This window comes from Promicromonospora iranensis (assembly GCF_028994805.1).
Classification (GTDB): Bacteria; Actinomycetota; Actinomycetes; order Actinomycetales; family Cellulomonadaceae; genus Promicromonospora; species Promicromonospora iranensis.
Genome location: NZ_JAJQQP010000018.1, coordinates 61,698 through 80,631, shown reverse-complemented (window position 1 = coordinate 80,631; position 18,934 = coordinate 61,698). Strand labels below are relative to the sequence as shown.

Sequence of the window (18,934 nt, the reverse complement as noted above, 5' to 3'; positions counted from 1 at the left end):
CGGCGACCCGGTCACGACCGCACTACCAGTTCCGTGCTTCGTACAGCTTGCCGTCGATCCGGACGGCCACGTCGGTGTTCGCGTATCCGTAGTAGCAGGTCAGCTGCATTCGGCCGCTCGATGACCCGAAGTTACGGGTGGTGCCGCGGCCGTTCCCGACGATGTTGTGCCAGCCCGACTCAGCCGGGTTGGTACCGGACCAGCACTCCACGAAGTGGTCTCCCGTGCTGAAGTCGGACCAGTTGACCACGAAGTAGGCGCACGCCGGAGTGTTGCAGTCACCGGTGTTGACGCTCGAGCCACGGGTGACGAACGCCTTCGGGTCGGGACGCACGTCCGACCTCGCGCTGTCGCAGCTGGAGTTCTTCTGCCCCTCGGTGTCGGTGACCTCGACACATGCCTCCTTGAGGTCGCTGTAGCCGGCCGACGCGCTCTCCGTACCGCTCGCGGCGGAGCTGCTGATCGCCCCGGTGACCCGGACCGACGCGATGGGCCGTCCGTTGGTCGCCCGGCCGTTCCAGGTGAAAGTCACCTTCTGGTCACCACCGACGGCGCTGATGGTCGGCTTCGGCACCGGGCCGTAGGGCGTCACGGGGTTCGACGAGGCGGACCAGTTGGAGCAGACGTACTGGTTGCAGGCGCGCACCTGGAAGGTGTACGACGTCCCGTTGCTGAGGTTGGGGAACGCGTACGACGTGGTGTCGCCGACCGGCCTGCCGTTCGCGCCGTTGGCCTGCACCTCGTACCGGTGCCCTGGGCCGCGGAAGTCCGAGCTCGAGATGGCGTTCCAGCGCACGTCGGCCGCGCGGTCCCTCGGGTTGCTGGCCTGCACGCCGCTCGGGACGAGCGGTACGCCGTACGCCGGCTCGGCGGCGGACTGCGCGCTGACCGGGGACTTGCCCGCCTTGTTCTCGGCCTGCACCGTGAACGTGTAGGAGGACTCCGGGTTCAGCTGCTGCACCCGCTGCGACGTGCCGCCGGCCACGGTGAGCGACTTGGTCTTGCTGCCGTCCTGGTAGACGTCGAGGTAGTACGTCTTGACCGGGTCGCCGTTGTTGGCCGGGGCGGTCCACGACACGTCGATCTGGCCACCGGCCCCGGTGTCCACGCGCTTCGCGGCCGGCGCCGCCGGCTGCGCCGGCGGCGCGGCCGGCGTCTCGGGCGCCGACGGGTCGGACCAGTCCGACGGGTCGGGGGCGGCGTTCTTGGCCTGGACGCTCACCGTGTAGGCGGTGCCGTTCTGCAGCCCGGACCAGACGGTCGAGCTACCGCTGACACACGTCTTCTGGGTCACGCCGTTGGTCGGGGGCGGGCTGATCTCCAGGTTCACGCACTCGATCGGCGACCGGTCCGTGTAGGCCTGGTTCTTCCAGCTGACGGTGAGCTCGCTGTCGCCGAACTCGAGCGTCGGTGCCGCCGGCTTGTCCGGCTTCTCGTCCGGGCGCGCCTCGCGCGACGCCGGCGACGGGTCCGAGTCACCCACCTCGTTCGTCGCGACCACCGTGAACGTGTACTTCACGTTGTTCTTGAGCCCGCCGAACGTGCAGGTGGTCGTGGCGCACGCCTGCTCCTGCCCGGTGCTCGTCCGCAGGGTGTAGCCCGTGATGTCGGCGCCGTTGTTGTTCGGCTGGTCCCAGCTCAGCACCACCGTCTCGGAGCGGACCTCCTCGACGCGCGGAGCTCGTGGCGCCTCCGGGGCACCCAGCACCGTCAGCTTCACGATGCCGTCGACCTGCCGGTCCCGGTCCTCCGTGGCGTCCTGGACCGTGTAGCGCACGGTCATGACGCCGTGGAACTCGGCGTCCGGGGTGATCACCACCTCGCTGTCGCTGAAGGACACCTCGCCCCGGCCGGTCTCACCGGCGGCACCGACCACCTCGAGCGGGTCCTCCGGGAACGGGTTGGTGTCGTTGGCGAGCACCGGGACCGAGACCGCCCTGCCCTGGTGGGCGTCCGGCACCTCGTCCGGTGTGGTCTGGGCCAGCGGCCTGGTCGACTTGACGACCTGCACCGTGAGGGTCCCGCTCACCGGCGGGTTGTTGCCGTCGGAGACCGTGAGCGGCAGCTCCTGGGCCGTGCCCTTGGGGACCGACGGTTCCACGTCCGCGGACACCGTGGCGCCGGAGACCGAGGGAACGATGCCCGCAGCGCCCTTGACGTCGAACGTCAGGTCGTCCTTGTCCGGGTCCTTGACATAGCGGCTGAGGTCGACGGAGCTCGCGTCGCCGGCCGCCACCTCGAGCACCGGGGTGCCCGTGATCTCCGGCGGCAGGTTCTTCGAGGGGGTCACGTCGATCGGCAGGGTCAGCACCGCGGTCAGGCCCTCGGCGTCGTCCGGCCCGGAGCCGTCGGTCACCTCGAAGCTGACCGATGCCGCGCCGGCGAAGTCCTCGGCCGACGTGTACTCGAGGGTGTGGGCATCGACGATCCGGGCCTGGCCCTCCAGGGCCTTGACCGTACCGTCCTCGGTGATACGCGGCTCACGGCCCTCGCGGACCACCACGTACTTGTCGAGCTCGATGGTCAGCGGCTCGCCGCTCACGGCCTGCAGCGGGCCCAGGCCCGGCTTCACGTGCGGCCGCGACTGGTCGCCCGGTACACGGACGAAGGCCTTGGCCTCCAGCCCGTCCATGTCGGTGACCGTGTACGTGATGACGCGCGCGCTCTCGGTGAGCTGCACCTCGACCGCGCCCGACTCGGTGACCGTGACACCTTCCAGGCCCTCGTCCACCGAGACCTCGAGGTCGGCCGCGACGCCGTCCGGGTCGACGTCGTTCTCCAGGACGTTCACCGTCACGCTGGCAGAGCCTTCGACGTTGTCGGCCGTCACCACGTCGTCGTGCGCGATGGGGCGCAGCAGCGGCGCGTCCTTGTCCGAGTTGACGGTGATGGCGCCGGAGGCCTTGGCCTTGTAGCTGTCCTGGATGCCGTAGAAGAAGGAGTACGCCCCCTCGTCGTTCGGTGCCGTGACCACGACGTCGTCCTCCACGGCCCGGGGCTTCATGTCCTCTGTGCCCTCGAAGCTCTTGGCCACCAGGCCGATCTCGTCGCCGTCGGGGTCGGAGTCGTTGTCCAGGGCCGCGACGGCCACCGTACGGCCCGGCCGGACCGTCGTCTCGTCGTCGGCGGCCTGCGGTGCCTGGTTGCTCGCCGGCTTCGTCGCGATACCCACGCGGACGACGCCCTCGGCGGGTGCGCCACGCGTGTCGATCGCCTGGTAGGTGAACTGGTCGAGACCCGTCTCGTCCTCGGCGGCCTGGTAGTCGATGAAACCGTCCACGATGGTGGCGGTGCCCTTGGCCGGCGCCTCCGAGATCGAGCTCAGCGTCACGTAGTCCCCGTCGGGGTCGGTACCGTCCAGCGGGAGGGGGATGCGGACGATGCCGTCGCTGAGGACGCGCGCCTCGATGTCGGGCAGGGCGGGCGCCCCGTTCTCCTTGCCGTCCACCACGTTGATGGTGACCTGCGCGGAGTCCTTCTGCCCGTTGCCGTCCACCACCTCGTAGATGGCGTGCACCGTGCCCGCCTCGCTGCCCGCGCGGAAGCGCACGTCGTCCTCCGAGACGAACGCCTCGCCCGCCGACGCCGGCGGCGCCTCCTGGAGCTCGTCGTTGAGCGTGAGCTCCAGCCCGTCCGGGTGGGAGTCGTTCTTGAGCACCGGGATCGTCACGATGTCGCCGGTGTGCACGGTGGCCATGTCGGGCCCGGCCTCCGGGGGCCGCAGCTGCGCCGACGCCGGGATCGGCACCACGCGTACCTGTCCGTTGACCGCGCCCGTGCCGTTCGCGACCTTGTAGTCGATGAGCACCGGCTCGTCGAGGCGCTTGACCTCCGAGATCTTGAGGATCTGGTGGTTGAGCACGGCGACCTTCACCGGCGCGTCCGACGGGACGGTCACGCCCTGCACCACCAGCACGCCGCCCGCCGGGTCGGTGTCGTTCGCCAGGACGTCGACCAGCGCGGTGCCACCCGTCGGCAGGAGCACCTGGTCGGACACCGCCACCGGGGCGCCCGCGCCTTCCGGCGGGTCGACGACGTCCACGCGCACCAGACCCGTCACCGGGTTGGGGCCGTCGCTGACCTGGTAGGTGGCGTCGTACGAGCCCGGCTCATCACTCTGGAACTTGAACGTGCCCGCCGTCTGGTTCGGGGAGATCGTGACGGACTCCGGCCCGTCCACCCGCGTCAGGCGCAGCTCGTCGCCGTTCGGGTCGTGGTCGTTCTTCAACGGGCTGATGGTGATCGGCTCTCCGGTGAGCACCGTGGCGTGGTCCTGCACGGCGACCGGCGGCGCGTTGCTCGCCACCACGTTGACGATGAGCTTGCCCTCCACCGGCAGACCCTCGGAGTCCGACACCGTGACGTCCACGTTCTTGCGGCCGATGGCCGTGCCGCCGTCCCGGAACTCGATGGTGCCGTCCGGCCGGAACCGCACCTCGTCGAGGGGGTCGGCGGTGCTCGCGTTGGAGAGGAACAGGTCGTCGCCGTCAGGATCCTTGAAGTACGGCAGCACCTTGATGCTCGCCAGGCCCTCCTGGCCTACCTGCAGCACCGGCTCACCCGACTGCTCCGGCGGGTTGTTCTCCTCCATCGGTACCACCTTGACCGTGACGGACTCGGCCGCGGTGCCGTTCTCGCGGCCGTCGTCGACCTCGTAGTCGAAGGTGGTGGTGCCCGTGGCGTCGGCCGGCACGTTCGCCTGCAGCGCCGCGCCGTCCAGCACACGGTCCACGCTGATGGCGCCCTCCGGGTCGGACAGGGCCCGCACCGTCATGACGTCGCCGTCCGGGTCCATGTCGTTGCCCAGCACGTTCAGCACCGTGGTCCGGCCCGGGCGCACGCCGAACGTGTCCGCCTTCGGCTCCGGCGGACGGTTCGCCTTGGTCCGGTCGGCCACGAACTGGTCGACCTGCTCGGGGGTCGCTTCCTCGGACTCGGTCTTCTCGCCCTTGGCGTCCTCGGGCATCTTCAGGTCCCAGTCATCGACCTTCTCGAACTCGTCGGCGGCCATCCACAGGGAGCCGTCCGCGACGTCGTTCAGCACGATGACATTCCGGTTCACCCGGTAGACCAGCCTGGCGGAGGAGTCCACACCCTCCAGGACCTGGTCGACGTCGTTGTCAGGGCCCGGGCAGTCACGCACGACCTGGCCCGAGACCGACCAGGCCCCGTAGGCACAGCCGCCCAGCTGCACGGGGGCCGACGGCTCACCGGTGGCGGCACCGGCCGCGGTGCGCGTCGTCGCGTCACCACCACCGAGCGGCTGGGTGACCAGGCCCTTCTTCGTCGCCAGCACCACGTTGTCGGCCGCGTCGGACGGCTGCTGCAGCGCGCCCTGCGCGCCATCCTCCACCGTGGCCGTGTCACCGCCCGGCAGAACCAGGTTGCCGGTCGACTCGTCCAGCACCACCGGTTCGTCGCCCACCGCGGAGACCTGGACCTCGGCGTCCGCCTCCACCGGCAGGTCGGACTTCTCGGGCTCCTCGGCGACGCCCTGCGTGCTGGTCGGGACCGTGTACAGCGTGCCGTCGGACGGCACCGCGAGGAACACCGTGCCCTCGTTGCTCACCGTGAGCTCGCCGTTCGTGCCGGCCTTCAGCTGCGGCTTGAGCTTCTCCTCGTCGAAGCCGGTCGCGCCGTCGAAGGGCAGCACCCAGAGCCGGCCCGTCTCGCCGTCGTACACACCGGTGGCGGAGCCGCCGGCGGCGACCTGCGCTCCCGCCGGGAACTTCATCGTGCCGGACAACGCGAGCAGCGCGGGGTTGACCGGGCTGGCGGCGGAGCCGCCGATGTCGTCCAGGAGCACCCGCTGCGCGTCCTGCTCGACGTCGAAGTTGGCGGAGTTGGCCAGCAGAGTGCCGTCCAGGGCCTTGGCCTCGTAGTTGAACCGTCCGAGCTGCCCCGACGCCGTCTGGGTCACCCAGACCCCGGAGTCGTTCAGCTCGACGTCCGCCGTCGCCTCACCCTCGTAGAGGAATGCGAAGGCGACCAGGCCCGCACCGAAGAGAGCCACCGCTCCGGCCGATGCCGCTGACCGGCGATTCTCGTACACGCGTGAGACAAAGCTCATGCGTCCTCCTCATCATTACTCCACCGAAGTCTGCTCACCCGGACAGCACACACAGGCGCAACGGGAGCACCTTACCGGGGCGAAGGGTGAATGGTCGTGGACTTTCGGTGGGCAGGACTACCCATGGCGAACGCCCAAATTGTAGGAGTCTGTCTGGTAGGCGTCACGGAAAGTCAGCGTGCTGCGACGCCGCCCGTCAGGTCCGAGCGCCACGTCACCACGTCACCCGGGTCGCGTTGCCCCACGAGCCGGTCTGGACCCAGACCTGCGAACCCGACCGGCCCCAGGTGCAGGGCATGTCCACGTCGAGGTTGCCGTCGCCGTCCAGCCGCAGGCGGTTGCCGTGCCGGTCGTCGGCGATCCAGTGCCGCTTGCCGTCGTCGCCGAACGTCGTGGGGTAGAACGGCTCACCGTCGGCATAGCACTGGGCCCAGAACGAGATGTCGGGCTCGCCGCCACGCACCACGAACCTGAGGTAGTTCTTGCCGCCGCCGGCGCTGCTGCCCTTGAGCGTGCGCAGCGTGCGGTTGGTGACGCTGCTGCCGGTGCTGCCCGAATCCTGGGCCCAGGCCCCGCACCCGGCCACGTTGCAGCTCCGGGCCTTGACCGTGTAGCTCTTGTTCGGCTCGGTCGGGACGCCCAGGCGCCGCTGCACGTTGGTCGTCTCCCCGCTCGACGTGCGGTCGCCGCTCATCACCCACTCGGTCCTCGTGATGTCCCGGCCCCCGTTGTAGCTCGCCCGGCGCAGTGCGAAGTAGCCGTCGTCCGTGCGGTCCCGGAACCACTCGACGGTGGGCCGGCCGGGGACGGTGTACGGGTTCACGGCGTTCGAGCGAGCGGTCCAGCCGGAGCAGGCGAAGCTGTTGCAGGCGCGCACCTCGAAGGTGTGGTCACGGCCGTTGGCCAGGTTGGTGAAGTCGAACGGCGAGCCGGACGCGCGCTTCGCCGCCGAACCGTCCGCCCGCACCTGGTAGTACGGGCCGTTGCCCCGGAAGTCGTTGATCTCTCGCCAGGAGACACGTGCCTTGCCGTTGGTGTCCCCCTTGATCAGCGCGGCCTTCGGGGTGCCCGGCACCACCGGCGTGCCGTACGGCTCCAGGGCGGCGGAGCGGCCGCTCACCGGCGACCGTCCCGCCTTGTTCTCGGCGACCACGGCGAACCGGTAGGCGGACCGCTGGTCGAGGTCCTGCAGCTTCTGCGAGGTCCCGGCCACCGTCATCGTCCGCTCCTTGGTCCCGTTGCGGTACACGCTCAGGTAGTACCGGTCGATGGGAGCGCCGTTGGTGGCCGGCGCCGCCCAGCTGACGGTGATCTGCCCACCCACGGCCGTGTTCACGCGCGTCGCCGTCGGTGCCGACGGCTTCGCGGGCGGCGCCGCGGGCGTCTCCGGGGCCGACGGGTCGGACCACGCCGACGGGTCGGGGGCCGCGTTGCGCGCCTGGACCCGCACCGTGTACGCGGTACCGTTCCGCAGCCCCTGCCAGACGGTCCGCGTGCCGTCGAGGCAGGTCTTCTGGATGCGGCCCGACGGCGGCGCAGGGCTGATCTCGAGGTTGACGCACTCGATCGGCGAGCGGTCGGTGTACGCCCGGTTCTTCCAGGTCACCGTGAGCTGCTCGGCGCCGAAACGCAGGGTCGGCGGCGCCGGCGGGTCCGGCTTCTCGTCGGGTCGTGCCTCCTCGGAGGAGCCCGACTCGTCCGAGGTGCCCACCTCGTTCTCCGCGGTCACCGTGAACGTGTAGACCTGGTTGTTCGTCAGGCCTGTGATGGAGCAGGTCGTGGTGGGGCACGGCGTGACTCCGCCCCTGCTGGACCGCACGCGGTACCCGGTGATCTCGGCGCCGTTGTCGGACGGCGGGTCCCAGCTCAGCACCACGGTCTCGGACCGCACCTCCTCGACCACCGGCGGGCGCGGTGTCCGTGGCGCGCCGAGCACGGTCACGCGGGCGGTGCCCTCGGCCTCCCGGGTGACGTCGCCCGTGGCATCGGCGATCCGGTAACGCACCACGGTCACACCGTGGAAGTCGGCGGGCGGGGTGACGACGACGCCGTCCCCGGCCATCTCGACGGTTCCACGGCCGGACTCGAGCTGCGCCGAGACGAGCTCCAGCGGCTCCTGGGGGAACGGGTTGACGTCGTTCTCCAGGACGTCCACGGTGACCGGCTCGCCCTGGTGGGCGTCCGGCACCTCGTCCGTGGTGGCGCGTGCGAGCGGGCGTGTCGAGGCCACCGCGGTGATCGTGAGCTGCCCGGCGACGGGCGGGTGCCCACCGTCGGACACCGTGAAGCCGACGGTGCTGCTGGCGCCTCTCGGTATGTCCGGCGCCGCCGTGACCAGCACGGTCGTGCCCTCGGTGGCGATGCTCAGCCCGTCCGCGCCGCCCTCGACGGTCACCGTCAGCGGGTCGTCCTCCGGGTCGGTGACGAAGCGGGCCAGGTCGAGCGCCGTCTCCTCGCCGGCCGCGGCCTCCAGCGCAGGTGTGCCGCTGATCTCAGGCGGCTGGTTCTCGCCGGGCAGCACGGTGAGCGGCAGGCTCAGGACGGCGGTGCGCCCCTCCGGGTCGTCGGCGCCCGCGCCGTCGGTGATCTCGAAGCTCAGCGCCGCCGGGCCGGAGTGGTCCTCGTACGCGGTGTAGGTGACGGCAGCCGGCCCGGTGACCTCGTGGGCACCCTCGGTGGCGGAGACCTTCGCCTCGTCCGTGAGCCGCGGTGTGCGACCCTCGGCCACCACGACGTACTCGGTGAGGTCCAGCGGGGTGGCCTCGCCCGCGGTCACCTCGACCGGCTCCAGGTCCTCGCGCAGCCGGGGCAGCGTGCCGTCCCGGGGCACCCGCAGGAACGCCCGGCCCGTGAGTCCATCAGGGTCGGTGACCTCGTACGTGATGACCTGCGGCACGCCCGTGAGCGGCACGGCCACGTCGCCGTCGTCGGTCACGGTGGCACCGTCGGGTCCCTGGCCCGGCACGGTGACCTCCAGGTCGGCGGCGAGCCCGTCCGGGTCGAGGTCGTTGCCCGTCACGTCCACGGTCACCGTGGACGACGTGACGTCCTCCGGGGCGACGGCGTCGTCCCGGGCGACCGGGCGCAGCAGCGGGGCGTCCCGGGCGACGTCGACGGTGATCGCTCCGGTGGCCCGCGCCGCGAACGAGTCCTCGATGCCGTAGTAGAAGGTGTGCGCGCCCTCGTCGCCGGGCGCCGTGACGACCACGAGGTCGTCCGCGACCGCCGGCTCCAGCTCCGGCGCACCGTCGAACGACTTCGGGACCAGGCCCACCTGGTCGCCGTTCAGGTCGGAGTCGTTCGCCAGGGCGTCGATGCCGACGGTGCGGTCCGGGCGCACCGACACCTCGTCGTCCACCGCGAGCGGGGGCTGGTTGACCTCCGGCGGGGTCGCGACCCCTACCCGGACCGTCCCGGTGGCGGTGGCGCCGCGCGTGTCGGTGACCGAGTAGCTGAGCCGGTCCTCCCCCGCGGCGTTCGCCGACGCCGTGTACTCCAGGTGCCCGTCCACGATGTCGACCGTGCCCCGTACCGGCGGGGAGGTGATCGCCTCGAGCCGCACGTGGTCGCCGTCGGGATCGCTGCCCTCCAGCGGCAGGCTGACCCGGGTGCTCGCCCCGGCCAGCACCCGCGCCGTGACGTCGGGCGGCTGCGGGGCGGCGTTCTCGCCGTCGTCCACGACCGTCACCGTGACCTGGGCGGAGTCCTTCTGGCCGTTGGGGTCGGTGACCTCGTAGACCAGGTGGACGGTGCCGCTCTGGTCCGGGCCGGCCTTGAAGCGCACCGTGTCCTCGGAGACGAACGCCTCCCCTGCCTCGGGCTGCTCCACCAGGTCCTCGGCGAGCGCGAGCTCCAGCCCGTCCGGGTGGGAGTCGTTCCGCAGCACCGGCACGGAGACCACGTCGCCCGCGTGCACGGTCGCCTCGTCCGCCGCCGCTTCCGGCGGCCGTAGCTCCGTCGCGGCCGGCACAGGCACCACCCGTACCTGTCCGACGGCGGTGCCCGTGCCGTTCGCCGCCGTGTACTCGATGGTGACCGGCCCCTCGGGACGCTTGGTCTCGGTGATCCGCAGCACGTGGTGGTCCAGCACGGCCGCGGTGACGGGGGCACCGTCGGGCACGGTCACGGACTGTACGACGAGCACGCCGCCGGCCGGGTCCGTGTCGTTCGCCAGGGCGTCCACCAGCACGGTGCCGCCGGCCGGCAGCAGCACCGTGTCCGTCACCGTCACGGGCGTGCCGTCCTGCTGCGGTGGAGGCAGCACGTCCACCCGGACCAGGCCCAGCGTGGCGTTCGGGCCGTCGCTGACCTGGTAGGTGATGTCGTAGCTGCCCGGGTCCTGGCTCACGAAACGGAACGAGCCGGCGGGGAAGTTCGGCGTGATCGTCGCCGGGGCCTGCTCGGTGACGTCGACCAGGCGGAGCTGGTCACCGTTCGGGTCCGTGTCGTTCGTCAGGGGACGCACCGTCACCGGCTGCCCGGCGGGGACCGCGATGTGGTCGCCGACGGCGACCGGCGGCTGGTCCGAAGCAACCACGTCGACCAGGAGCCGGCCCTCGCCCACCAGCCCGCCGCTGTCACTGACGGTGAGGTCGACGAGCTTGCGACCCGTCGTGCTGCCACCGTCGCGGAACTCGACGGTGCCGTCCGGACGGAACCGGATCTCGTCCGCGGCGTCGCTGGTGACCGCGCTCGACAGCACGAGGTCGTCGCCGTCGGGGTCCCGCCAGTACGGCAGCACCTTGATCGTCGATGCGCCGCCCTGCGCCACCCGGAGCACCGGCTCGCCCGCGGGCGCCGGCACCTCGTTCGAGTCCGCCGGCACCACGCGGACCCGCACCTTCGCCGTGGCGGTGCCACCGCGCCCGTCGTCGACCGTGTAGGCGAGGGTGACCGAGCCCGATGCCTCCGCGGGCACGTCCGCCTGGAGCGCCAGTCCGTCGAGCACCCGGTGGACGGTGATCTCGTCGCTCTCTGCGGGCGGCGCCACCGATGCCGTCAGCACGTCGCCGTCGGGGTCGGTGTCGTTGCCCAGCACGTTCAGCACGGTGGTGCGGCCGGCGCGCACACCGATGTCGTCGTTCGCCGGCGTGGGCGGCCGGTTGGGCCTGTCCCGCTCGGCCACGAACTGGTCCACGAGCTCGGGCGTATCGGTCTCGATCTCGGTCTTCTCGCCCTCGGAGTTCTCGGGCATCGTGAGGTCCCAGTCGTCGACCTTCTCGAACTCCTCCGCCGCCATCCACAGGGTGCCCGCCGAGACATCGTTCAGCACCACGACGTCGCGGTTCACCCGGTAGGCGAGCTCGCCTTCCGCACCCTCCAGGTGCTCGTCCACGTCGCGGTCCGCACCGGGGCAGTCCCGCACCACCTGGCCGGTGCCCGACCAGGCGCCGAACGTGCAGACGCCCACCTGGACCGGGGCCGCGGGCACGCCCTCGGCGACGCGCGTCGTCGCCTCACCACCGCCCAGCGGCTGCGTGACCAGACCCTTCGGTGTACCGACGACGACCGAACGCCTCGCGTCGGACGGCTGCTGCAGCCGGGCCTCGGCACCGCCGGGCAGGTCGATGACGTCGCCATCGGGCAGGACCAGCGTGGACGCGGTCCGGTCCAGGACGACCGGGTCGTCGCCCACGGCGGTGAGCTCCAGCTCCGCATCGTCGGTGACCGGGAGATCGCTCTCGGTGACCTCGCCGGGCGCGCCCTGCGTGCCCGTCTCGACCCGGTACAGCGTCCGGTGCGACGGGACCGCGGCGAACACGGTCCCGTCCGTCGCGACGGTGAGCCGTCCGCCCGCGCCGAGCTCCGCCGTCGGATCGAGCTCTTCCTCGTCGAAGGCGGTCACACCGTCGAACGGCAGCACCCACAGGCGGCCGTCCTCCGGGTCCAGGATCGCCGTCGTCGGGCCGCCCGACGCGACCAGGGCGCCGCGGGGAGCCTGGACGGGTCCCGACAGTGCCAGCTGGGCGGGGTCGACCGGGCTCGCCGAGGACGCACCCTCGTCGGTCAGGAGCACGCGGTACTCGTCCTGCTGCACGTCGAACGTCGACGATCCGGCGAGGAGCGTGCTGTCCAGTGCCTGGGCCTCGTCGTTGAAGCGGCCCAGCTTGCCCGACGCGGTCTGCGTGACCCAGACGCCGGAGTCGTTGAGATCGAGGTCCGCCGTGGCCTCGCCGTCCTGCAGGACGGCGAGGGCCACCAGCGCGCCGACGAACAGGGTCACCAGGAACCAGGACACCAGCAGGCCAGGTGTTGCCCCGCGCCTGCCCTCGGCCGCTACGTCATCCGCCACCACACCGCTCCCTCGTCAGGCTGCATCGTAGCCAACCGTCCGCTGGCCGGGGTGGCCGAGATGCACACGAGGTCCCGCGATACTCGCGGTCGTCTGAGAGGTGGGACCCCGGACGGATGAGAGGCGGCGCGAGCGGGTTTCAGGTACGGACGCCCACGAGACCTTGTGTCAGGGCGTCGATGAGTTGCTGCCGCCGCGACAACCCACCTGGCCATTGCTGGCCACTGCCCAGCTTGAACGAGCGCACCAGCAGTTCGGCGTCTCCCGGCCAGCGTTCGATCAGCTCATCTGATCGCTGCGAACCGATCATCTGCATGACGTCAGCACCAAGGAGGCGGGCGGCGGTGCGTTCTACGTCGAGTTCCTCGGCCAACAGAATCTCCATCCCGGCGTCAGTCTCGTAGAGGCGATCTTGGACATGACTGGATTCCGCGTACCAGTAAGCGACAAGCGCCAGGTCGGCGGCATCTTTGGTTTCGCCCCATTCCGACCGGTCAAGCCATGCGCCTAGTTTCGCCGCCGCATATCCCGCGACCCCTGGGATCCGGATCCGTAGGGTCGTCGACAGTTCGAGCGCAGATGAAGCAGCGAAGATCTCCTCGAATGCCCACACGCTGATCGACTCCGGCCGCGTCGGCGGCACTACAACACCATCCGGATCCTCCACGTCCCCGAAGGGAAGGAGATCGACTGGCCATCCTGCGATCTTGTATCGAATGCCGGTGTTGCCCGCTCGAGGAAAGTGACCAGCAAGCTCCTCGAAGACATCCCAGCTCGACAGAGCAAGGCCGAGATCGATGTCGCGGGTCGCCACGGTGAGGAACGAGTGCCCTAGTCCGGCGTGCAAGACATCTCGGCACGCGGCGCCGACCACCATGATGTCCGACGGGTCCAGTTCCGGAGTTCTCCTACGAACTTCTGACACCACATCACGAACCACTTCGAGCAGCGAATCAGGGACGCCAGAGAGATTGAGCATGACGATCCTTCCATTCTCTGGCAGCGGCTCGCACCCGCGGGTCGGTGGAGGCTAGAAGGTCCGCATACACAAGCGGCCACGGAGCAGGAACCGGCCCGCCGCCCCCAGGCCCTCGCGTATCAGGCGGTTCCCGCCAGAAGCTCCGGCGGACGACGATGTTTGGAGTGCCGTCGGTGCGCCACCGGTTGACAAGGGCCAAACGGGGTTTGAGTTCCGCGACATAGACGTCGAGCGTTGCCGGTCTGAGCAGACTGTCGGCCGCGACCTCGCCCGAGATGTACAGCCGATCGGTTCTGTCGATCGGCCGCACCTGCTCGGCGGAGCCATGGAATGTGCCAAGGAGCAAGCTCCGCCCCAGACCTGCCGGATAGGCAGCTGCCCACAGTTCTAGGAGATCTTCGTCCGGACGCCGCATCGCGTCCGGCCCGAAGCCCCCTCCTTCGAGGGTCGCCAGCGCATCATGCGCCTTGCCCAATGACACCCCCGCGACATGGGCGACTTCCCGACGCGTTGCTCGCCACAGCACCGGCCATGCTAATAGCGCGAAGACCACCTGCGCGCTTCCCGGGCTGAACAGATTGCCACGTGGCATCGACCGCACTGTCGAACCGATGCGTCGACGTCCACGAACGTCGACCAGCACGGAACTGAAGCTGATCCATGCGTTGCCGGCCTCATCCAGGTACTGAACACCAGCACGTCGGAACGCCGCTCCCGTGGTGTCAGGCACGTAGTCGGTAAACACGAACCGCGGCAGATCGCCTCGTGGCACGCCCGCCAGGTCGGAGACCCGCAGCCCTCGACCCCAGAGCATGTCGAAGCGCTGCGCGGCGGCCGCGCGCGAAACCGTGACCTCGGCTCGCCCAGTCGCAGCCGTCGCGCCTGCTTGAGCCCGTGCTTCAAGTCCCAGCTCGGCCAGGCCCGCGAGCAACGCGGCAGGGACCTGAAGCTCATCGTTCACTTTCGCCATCTGTTCAGTTTAAGTGAACAGTGCAAAAATCTGAACACGACGGGGATTTGCGGTTCTCATGTCGGCACGGGGCGCCCTGGTCAATGCACCACCGTCGGCGATCTGTCGAGAGGGTTGCCCGCCGGGACGTCCTCGACCAAGGTGCTTGCCACCCCCGTCAGACGGCGCGGTCCGCCAGCACCTGGGCGAACTGCTCCAGGGACTCCTTGACCGGGCCCTCCGGCAGCGGCGCCAGCTCGGCCGAGGCCGCACGCGCCCACTGCACGGCGAGGTCCCGCGTCTCCGCCAGGACGGCGTGCGCGCGCAGGCGTTCCACCGCGGCGTCGAGGGCCTCGTCGGAGGACAGGTCGCCGTCGAGGGTGGCGAGCAGGTCCCGGTCCTCGTCGGTGGCCGCGTCCGACGCGACATGCTGGCGCAGCAGCAGCACCGGCATGGTCGGCACGTGCTCGCGCAGGTCGGTGCCCGGCGTCTTGCCGGAGGTCTCGCCGGACGAAGCGACGTCGAGCACGTCGTCGGCGAGCTGGAAGGCGACGCCCACCTTCTCTCCGTAGGCGCCCACCGCCTCGATCTGCTCCTGCGGCGCCGCCGCGAGCATCGCGCCCAGGCGGGCCGAGGCCGAGAGCAGCGACGCCGTCTTGTCCGACAGCACCTGGAGATAGTGCGCTACCGCGTCCTCGCCGTCGTCGGGGCCCATGGTCTCGTGCAGCTGGCCCAGGCACATCCGCTCGAACGTCCTGGACTGCAGGATCACCGCCTCCGGCCCCAGCTCCGCGACGCGCGCGGACGCCCGCGCGAACAGCATGTCGCCCACGAGGATCGCCACCGAGTTGCCCCACACCATGTGGGCGGCGGGCGCTCCGCGCCGCATCGGCGCGGAGTCCATGACGTCGTCGTGGTACAGCGAGGCGACCTGCGTCAGCTCGACCACCACCGCGGCGTCGACGACGCCGGGCGCGGCGCCGTCGCCCAGCTCACCCGTCAGCAGGGTGAGCAGGGGACGGAACCGCTTGCCACCGGCGTCGATGAGGTGCCGCGAGGCGCCGTCGGCCAGCTTGTCCGCGCTGGCGACGGCCGCCAGGAGCGCCTCGTCGACCACCGTCAGCCGTTCCGCGAGCCGGGCAGCCAGCTCCGGGTCGGAGATCGGCAGGCCGAGCGCGGTCGGATCGGGCAGGTTCGACGGAGCGGCCGGAGGAGCCGACGCGGACGTACCCGTCGTCGTCTGGGGCGGCAGCGGTGCGGAGGTCACGGCACGAACTTACTTGCCTGTTCCACCAGAGCGAGAACCGGAGACGGGAAAACGCCGAGAATCACTGTCGCGAGCGCGCAGACGGCGATGGCCACGGCGGCCGGCCCACGGGACCGGACCACTGTCACCTCGATCCGCTGCGCGGTCGTGACCTGCACCGTGGTCAGCGTGGCGGTCGCGCCGGCGCCGGTGGTCGCGCCGGTCGAGACCGCACCGCTGGTCGAGACCTCCGCCTCGCCGGGCGCGGCACCCGGCGTCGCCTCGGCGAGCTTGACCTGCGGCTCCGCCGGGTCGTCCTGCGCCCGCTGGAACACCATGACCACGAGCAGCCGCAGGTAGAACGCGACGGCGACCACCGACGCGAGCACACCGAGGACCGCGAGCCACCAGAGGCCGCCCGTGGTCGCGCCGGTGAACGCGCCGAACTTGGCGATGAACCCGGCGGTGAGCGGGATGCCCGCCATCGACAGCAGGAACAGCGCGAACGCGGCGGTGAGCCACGGGGCCTTGCGGCCCAGCCCGGCCCACTGCGCGATCTCCGTCGCCTCGCCGAGCACCACGCCGTCGTCACCCACCGGGCCGTTGTGCTCGCCCGCGCCGGGCGTGACCCGGCGCTCCCGGACCAGCGTGACCACGCCGAAGGCGCCGATCGTGGCGATGCCGTAGGCGATCAGGTAGAAGAGCGTGGACGACTGGACCTGCGCGTTGAAGCCCGCGACGCCCACCAGCAGGAAGCCGGCGTGCGCGATCGACGAGTAGGCCAGGAGGCGCTTCACGTCGGTCTGGACGGAACCGACGACCGTGCCGACGGCCATCGTCAGGACGGCGACCACGACGATGACCATCTGCAGCTGCCGCATGATCTCCGGGTCCACCGCCTGCACGCCGATCGACACCCGGTACAGCACCTGGACCAGCGCGGCGACGGCCGCCACCTTGGTGCACGCGGCCATGAAGCCCGTGATCGGCGTGGGCGCGCCGGTGTAGACGTCGGGCGTCCAGGCGTGGAACGGCACCGCCCCGACCTTGAACAGCAGGCCGACGACGACCAGCAGCACGCCGGCGACGAGGAGCACGCTCATGCCCTCGAGCGGCAGACCCTGCTGCAGCCGCTGGGCGATCTCCAGGAGCCGCACCGTTCCGGCGAACCCGTAGATCAGCGCGACGCCGAAGATGAACAACGCCGAGGCGAACGCGCCCAGCAGGAAGTACTTGGCAGCCGCCTCCTGCGACAGGAGCCGACGCCGGCGCGCCGTTGCGCACAGGACGTACAGCGGGAGCGAGAGCACCTCCAGCGCGATGAACATGACGATGAGGTCGTCGGTCGAGGCGAACAGCATCATGCCGCCCGCCGCGAACAGCAGCAGCGGGTAGATCTCCGTCTGCTCCAGGCCGGACCGGCGGGCCAGGTCCTCGTACGAGGTGCCCGGCACCGCCGAGGCGGTGGGCGCGAACGCGTCCTGCCCCGTGGCCGTGCGGTCGGCCACCACGAGCACACCGAGGAAGGCGAGCACGGCGATGATGCCCTGCGCACCGAGCGCGAAGGGCGTGAGGGTCAGGCTGCCGCCCAGCACCTGCACGGGCTGGGCCACGATCTGCGGCCAGAGCACGGCGACGAAGGCGAACCCGCCGGCCAGTGCGGCCAGGGTCAGCACGATCTGGGTCGCACGGCGGGCCTTCGCGGGCACGAACGCCTCGATGAGCACACCCACCACGCCCGCACCCAGCACCACGATGAGCGGCGCCAGGGCGAGCCAGTCGATCTCGGGTGGCACGAACTCGGACTCGATCACTGGTCGCTCCCCATCTGCGTGGCGTCATCCGCCGGTTCGTCGACCGTCGTGAGCGCCACCGACTGCTCGGCCGGCGCGTCGACGTAGGTCAGGGCCAGGCCCGGCACGAGGCCGAGCACCAGGAGTCCGACGACGAGCGGCGCCGCGACGACGCGCTCACGCAGCCTGAGGTCGGGCAGGGCCTCGAGCCCGGCCGCCGGCGCTCCCGTGAAGATCTTCTGGTAGGTCAGCAGCACGTAGACCGCTGCGAGCACCACACCCGGCACCGCGGCGATCGCCCAGCCGGCGGAGCCGGCGGGCGACCCGCCGAACGCGCCGACGAGCACCATGATCTCGCTGACGAACGTGGCCAGGCCGGGCAGCGACAGCGTCGCGAGACCCGCGACGAGGAACGTCCCGGCGAGCACCGGCGTGACCGACCGCAGACCGCTGTAGTCGGCGATCTTCTGCGACTTCTCCGGGTGCCGGGACACGAGGAACCCGGCGACCAGGAACAGCGCACCGGTGGCCAGGCCGTGGTTGAGCATCATGAAGCTCGACCCGGCCGTGCCCAGCGGCGTGAACGTGAAGATGCCCAGGATGATGAACCCGAAGTGGCTCACCGATGTCCAGCCGACCAGGCGCAGCAGGTCGGTCTGCATGATCGCCATGATCGCGCCGTAGAGCACCGAGATCACGGCGAGCGCGATCACCAGCGGCGCGGCCCAGCGGGACGCCTCCGGGAACAGCGGCAGGCACAGCGTCAGCATGCCGAACGTGCCGACCTTGTCCAGCACGCAGATCAGCAGGGTGGACGTGCCCGGGGTGGCGTTCCCCGCGACGTCGGGCAACCAGCTGTGCACCGGCACCATCGGCGCCTTGATCGCGAAGGCGATGAAGAACCCGACGAACATCAGGCGCTCGGCGGTGGTGCCCAGGTCGACGGCGACGAGCTCGTCCACGAGGAACGCCCGGCTCGGGTCCACCCCGGCGCTGACGCCCAGGAAGTACAGCGCGATCACCGCGGCGAGCATGATCAGCCCGCCACCCAGGCTGAACATCAGGAACTTGACGGCCGCCTTGCGCCGTCCGGCGCCCTGCCCGAACCCGCCGATGAGGAAGTAGGCGGGGATCAGCATGGCCTCGAACAGCACGTAGAACAGGAACACGTCACGGGCGCAGAACACCGCGACCATGAACGCCTCGAGCAGCAGCACGAGGCCGACGAACCTGCGCAGCCGCACCTCGTCCCGCCCCTGCTCCTTCCAGGCGGCCAGCAGCACCAGTGGCACGAGCACCACGGCCAGCGCCACGAGCAGCAGGCCGACACCGTCGACGGCCACCGCGTACGAGACGCCGATCTGCGGGATCCACGCGTAGGTGGCGCCGAGCTGGTGCTCGGCGGCGGCGCCCGTGTCGAAGGCGGCGAACGCACCGACGAGCAGGGCCACCTCGACCAGCGAGAACAGGAGCGCCAGGGGGCGGGCGAGGCCCACCCCCGCGCTCGCCGGACCGGTCCGGGACCGGCCGAGCGCGCTCAGACCTACCAGGGCCGCGCCGACCAGCGGCCACGCGATGAGCGCGGTCAGCCAGGGAAACATCTCT

7 protein-coding genes are annotated in these 18,934 nt (G+C 70.9%); all 7 read right to left on the bottom strand.

Going from position 1 to position 18,934, the window contains the following annotated elements; genetic code table 11:
- Positions 1-22 precede the first annotated feature (22 nt).
- A complete protein-coding gene (locus tag LUM46_RS25025) occupies positions 23-6,070 on the bottom strand; it encodes an Ig-like domain-containing protein (protein WP_274997817.1) in 6,048 nt (2,015 codons plus the stop codon).
- Positions 6,071-6,284: 214 nt separating this feature from the next.
- Entirely contained in the window at positions 6,285-12,362 is a 6,078-nt protein-coding gene (locus tag LUM46_RS25020; RefSeq protein ID WP_274997816.1) for an Ig-like domain-containing protein, read from the bottom strand.
- Between the two features lie 139 nt (positions 12,363-12,501).
- Positions 12,502-13,341 carry a hypothetical protein gene (locus tag LUM46_RS25015; RefSeq protein WP_274997815.1) on the bottom strand — a complete coding sequence of 280 codons (840 nt, stop codon included), beginning with the start codon at positions 13,339-13,341 and terminating at the stop codon, positions 12,502-12,504.
- A complete protein-coding gene (locus LUM46_RS25010) occupies positions 13,316-14,311 on the bottom strand; it encodes a type IV toxin-antitoxin system AbiEi family antitoxin (RefSeq protein ID WP_274997813.1) in 996 nt (331 codons plus the stop codon). The genes LUM46_RS25015 and LUM46_RS25010 overlap by 26 nt, the downstream gene beginning before the upstream one ends.
- Before the next feature lie 157 nt (positions 14,312-14,468).
- Positions 14,469-15,557 (bottom strand): polyprenyl synthetase family protein, encoded by a 1,089-nt coding sequence (locus LUM46_RS25005; RefSeq protein WP_274997812.1) that lies wholly within the window; start codon positions 15,555-15,557, stop codon positions 14,469-14,471.
- Complete coding sequence (gene nuoN / locus LUM46_RS25000) at positions 15,554-17,350, bottom strand: NADH-quinone oxidoreductase subunit NuoN (RefSeq protein WP_274997811.1); 1,797 nt, start codon at positions 17,348-17,350, stop codon at positions 15,554-15,556. The genes LUM46_RS25005 and nuoN overlap by 4 nt, the downstream gene beginning before the upstream one ends.
- Positions 17,347-18,930, bottom strand: a complete 1,584-nt coding sequence (locus LUM46_RS24995) for an NADH-quinone oxidoreductase subunit M (protein WP_274997810.1) — start codon at positions 18,928-18,930, stop codon at positions 17,347-17,349. The genes nuoN and LUM46_RS24995 overlap by 4 nt, the downstream gene beginning before the upstream one ends.
- Positions 18,931-18,934: the final 4 nt, after the last annotated feature.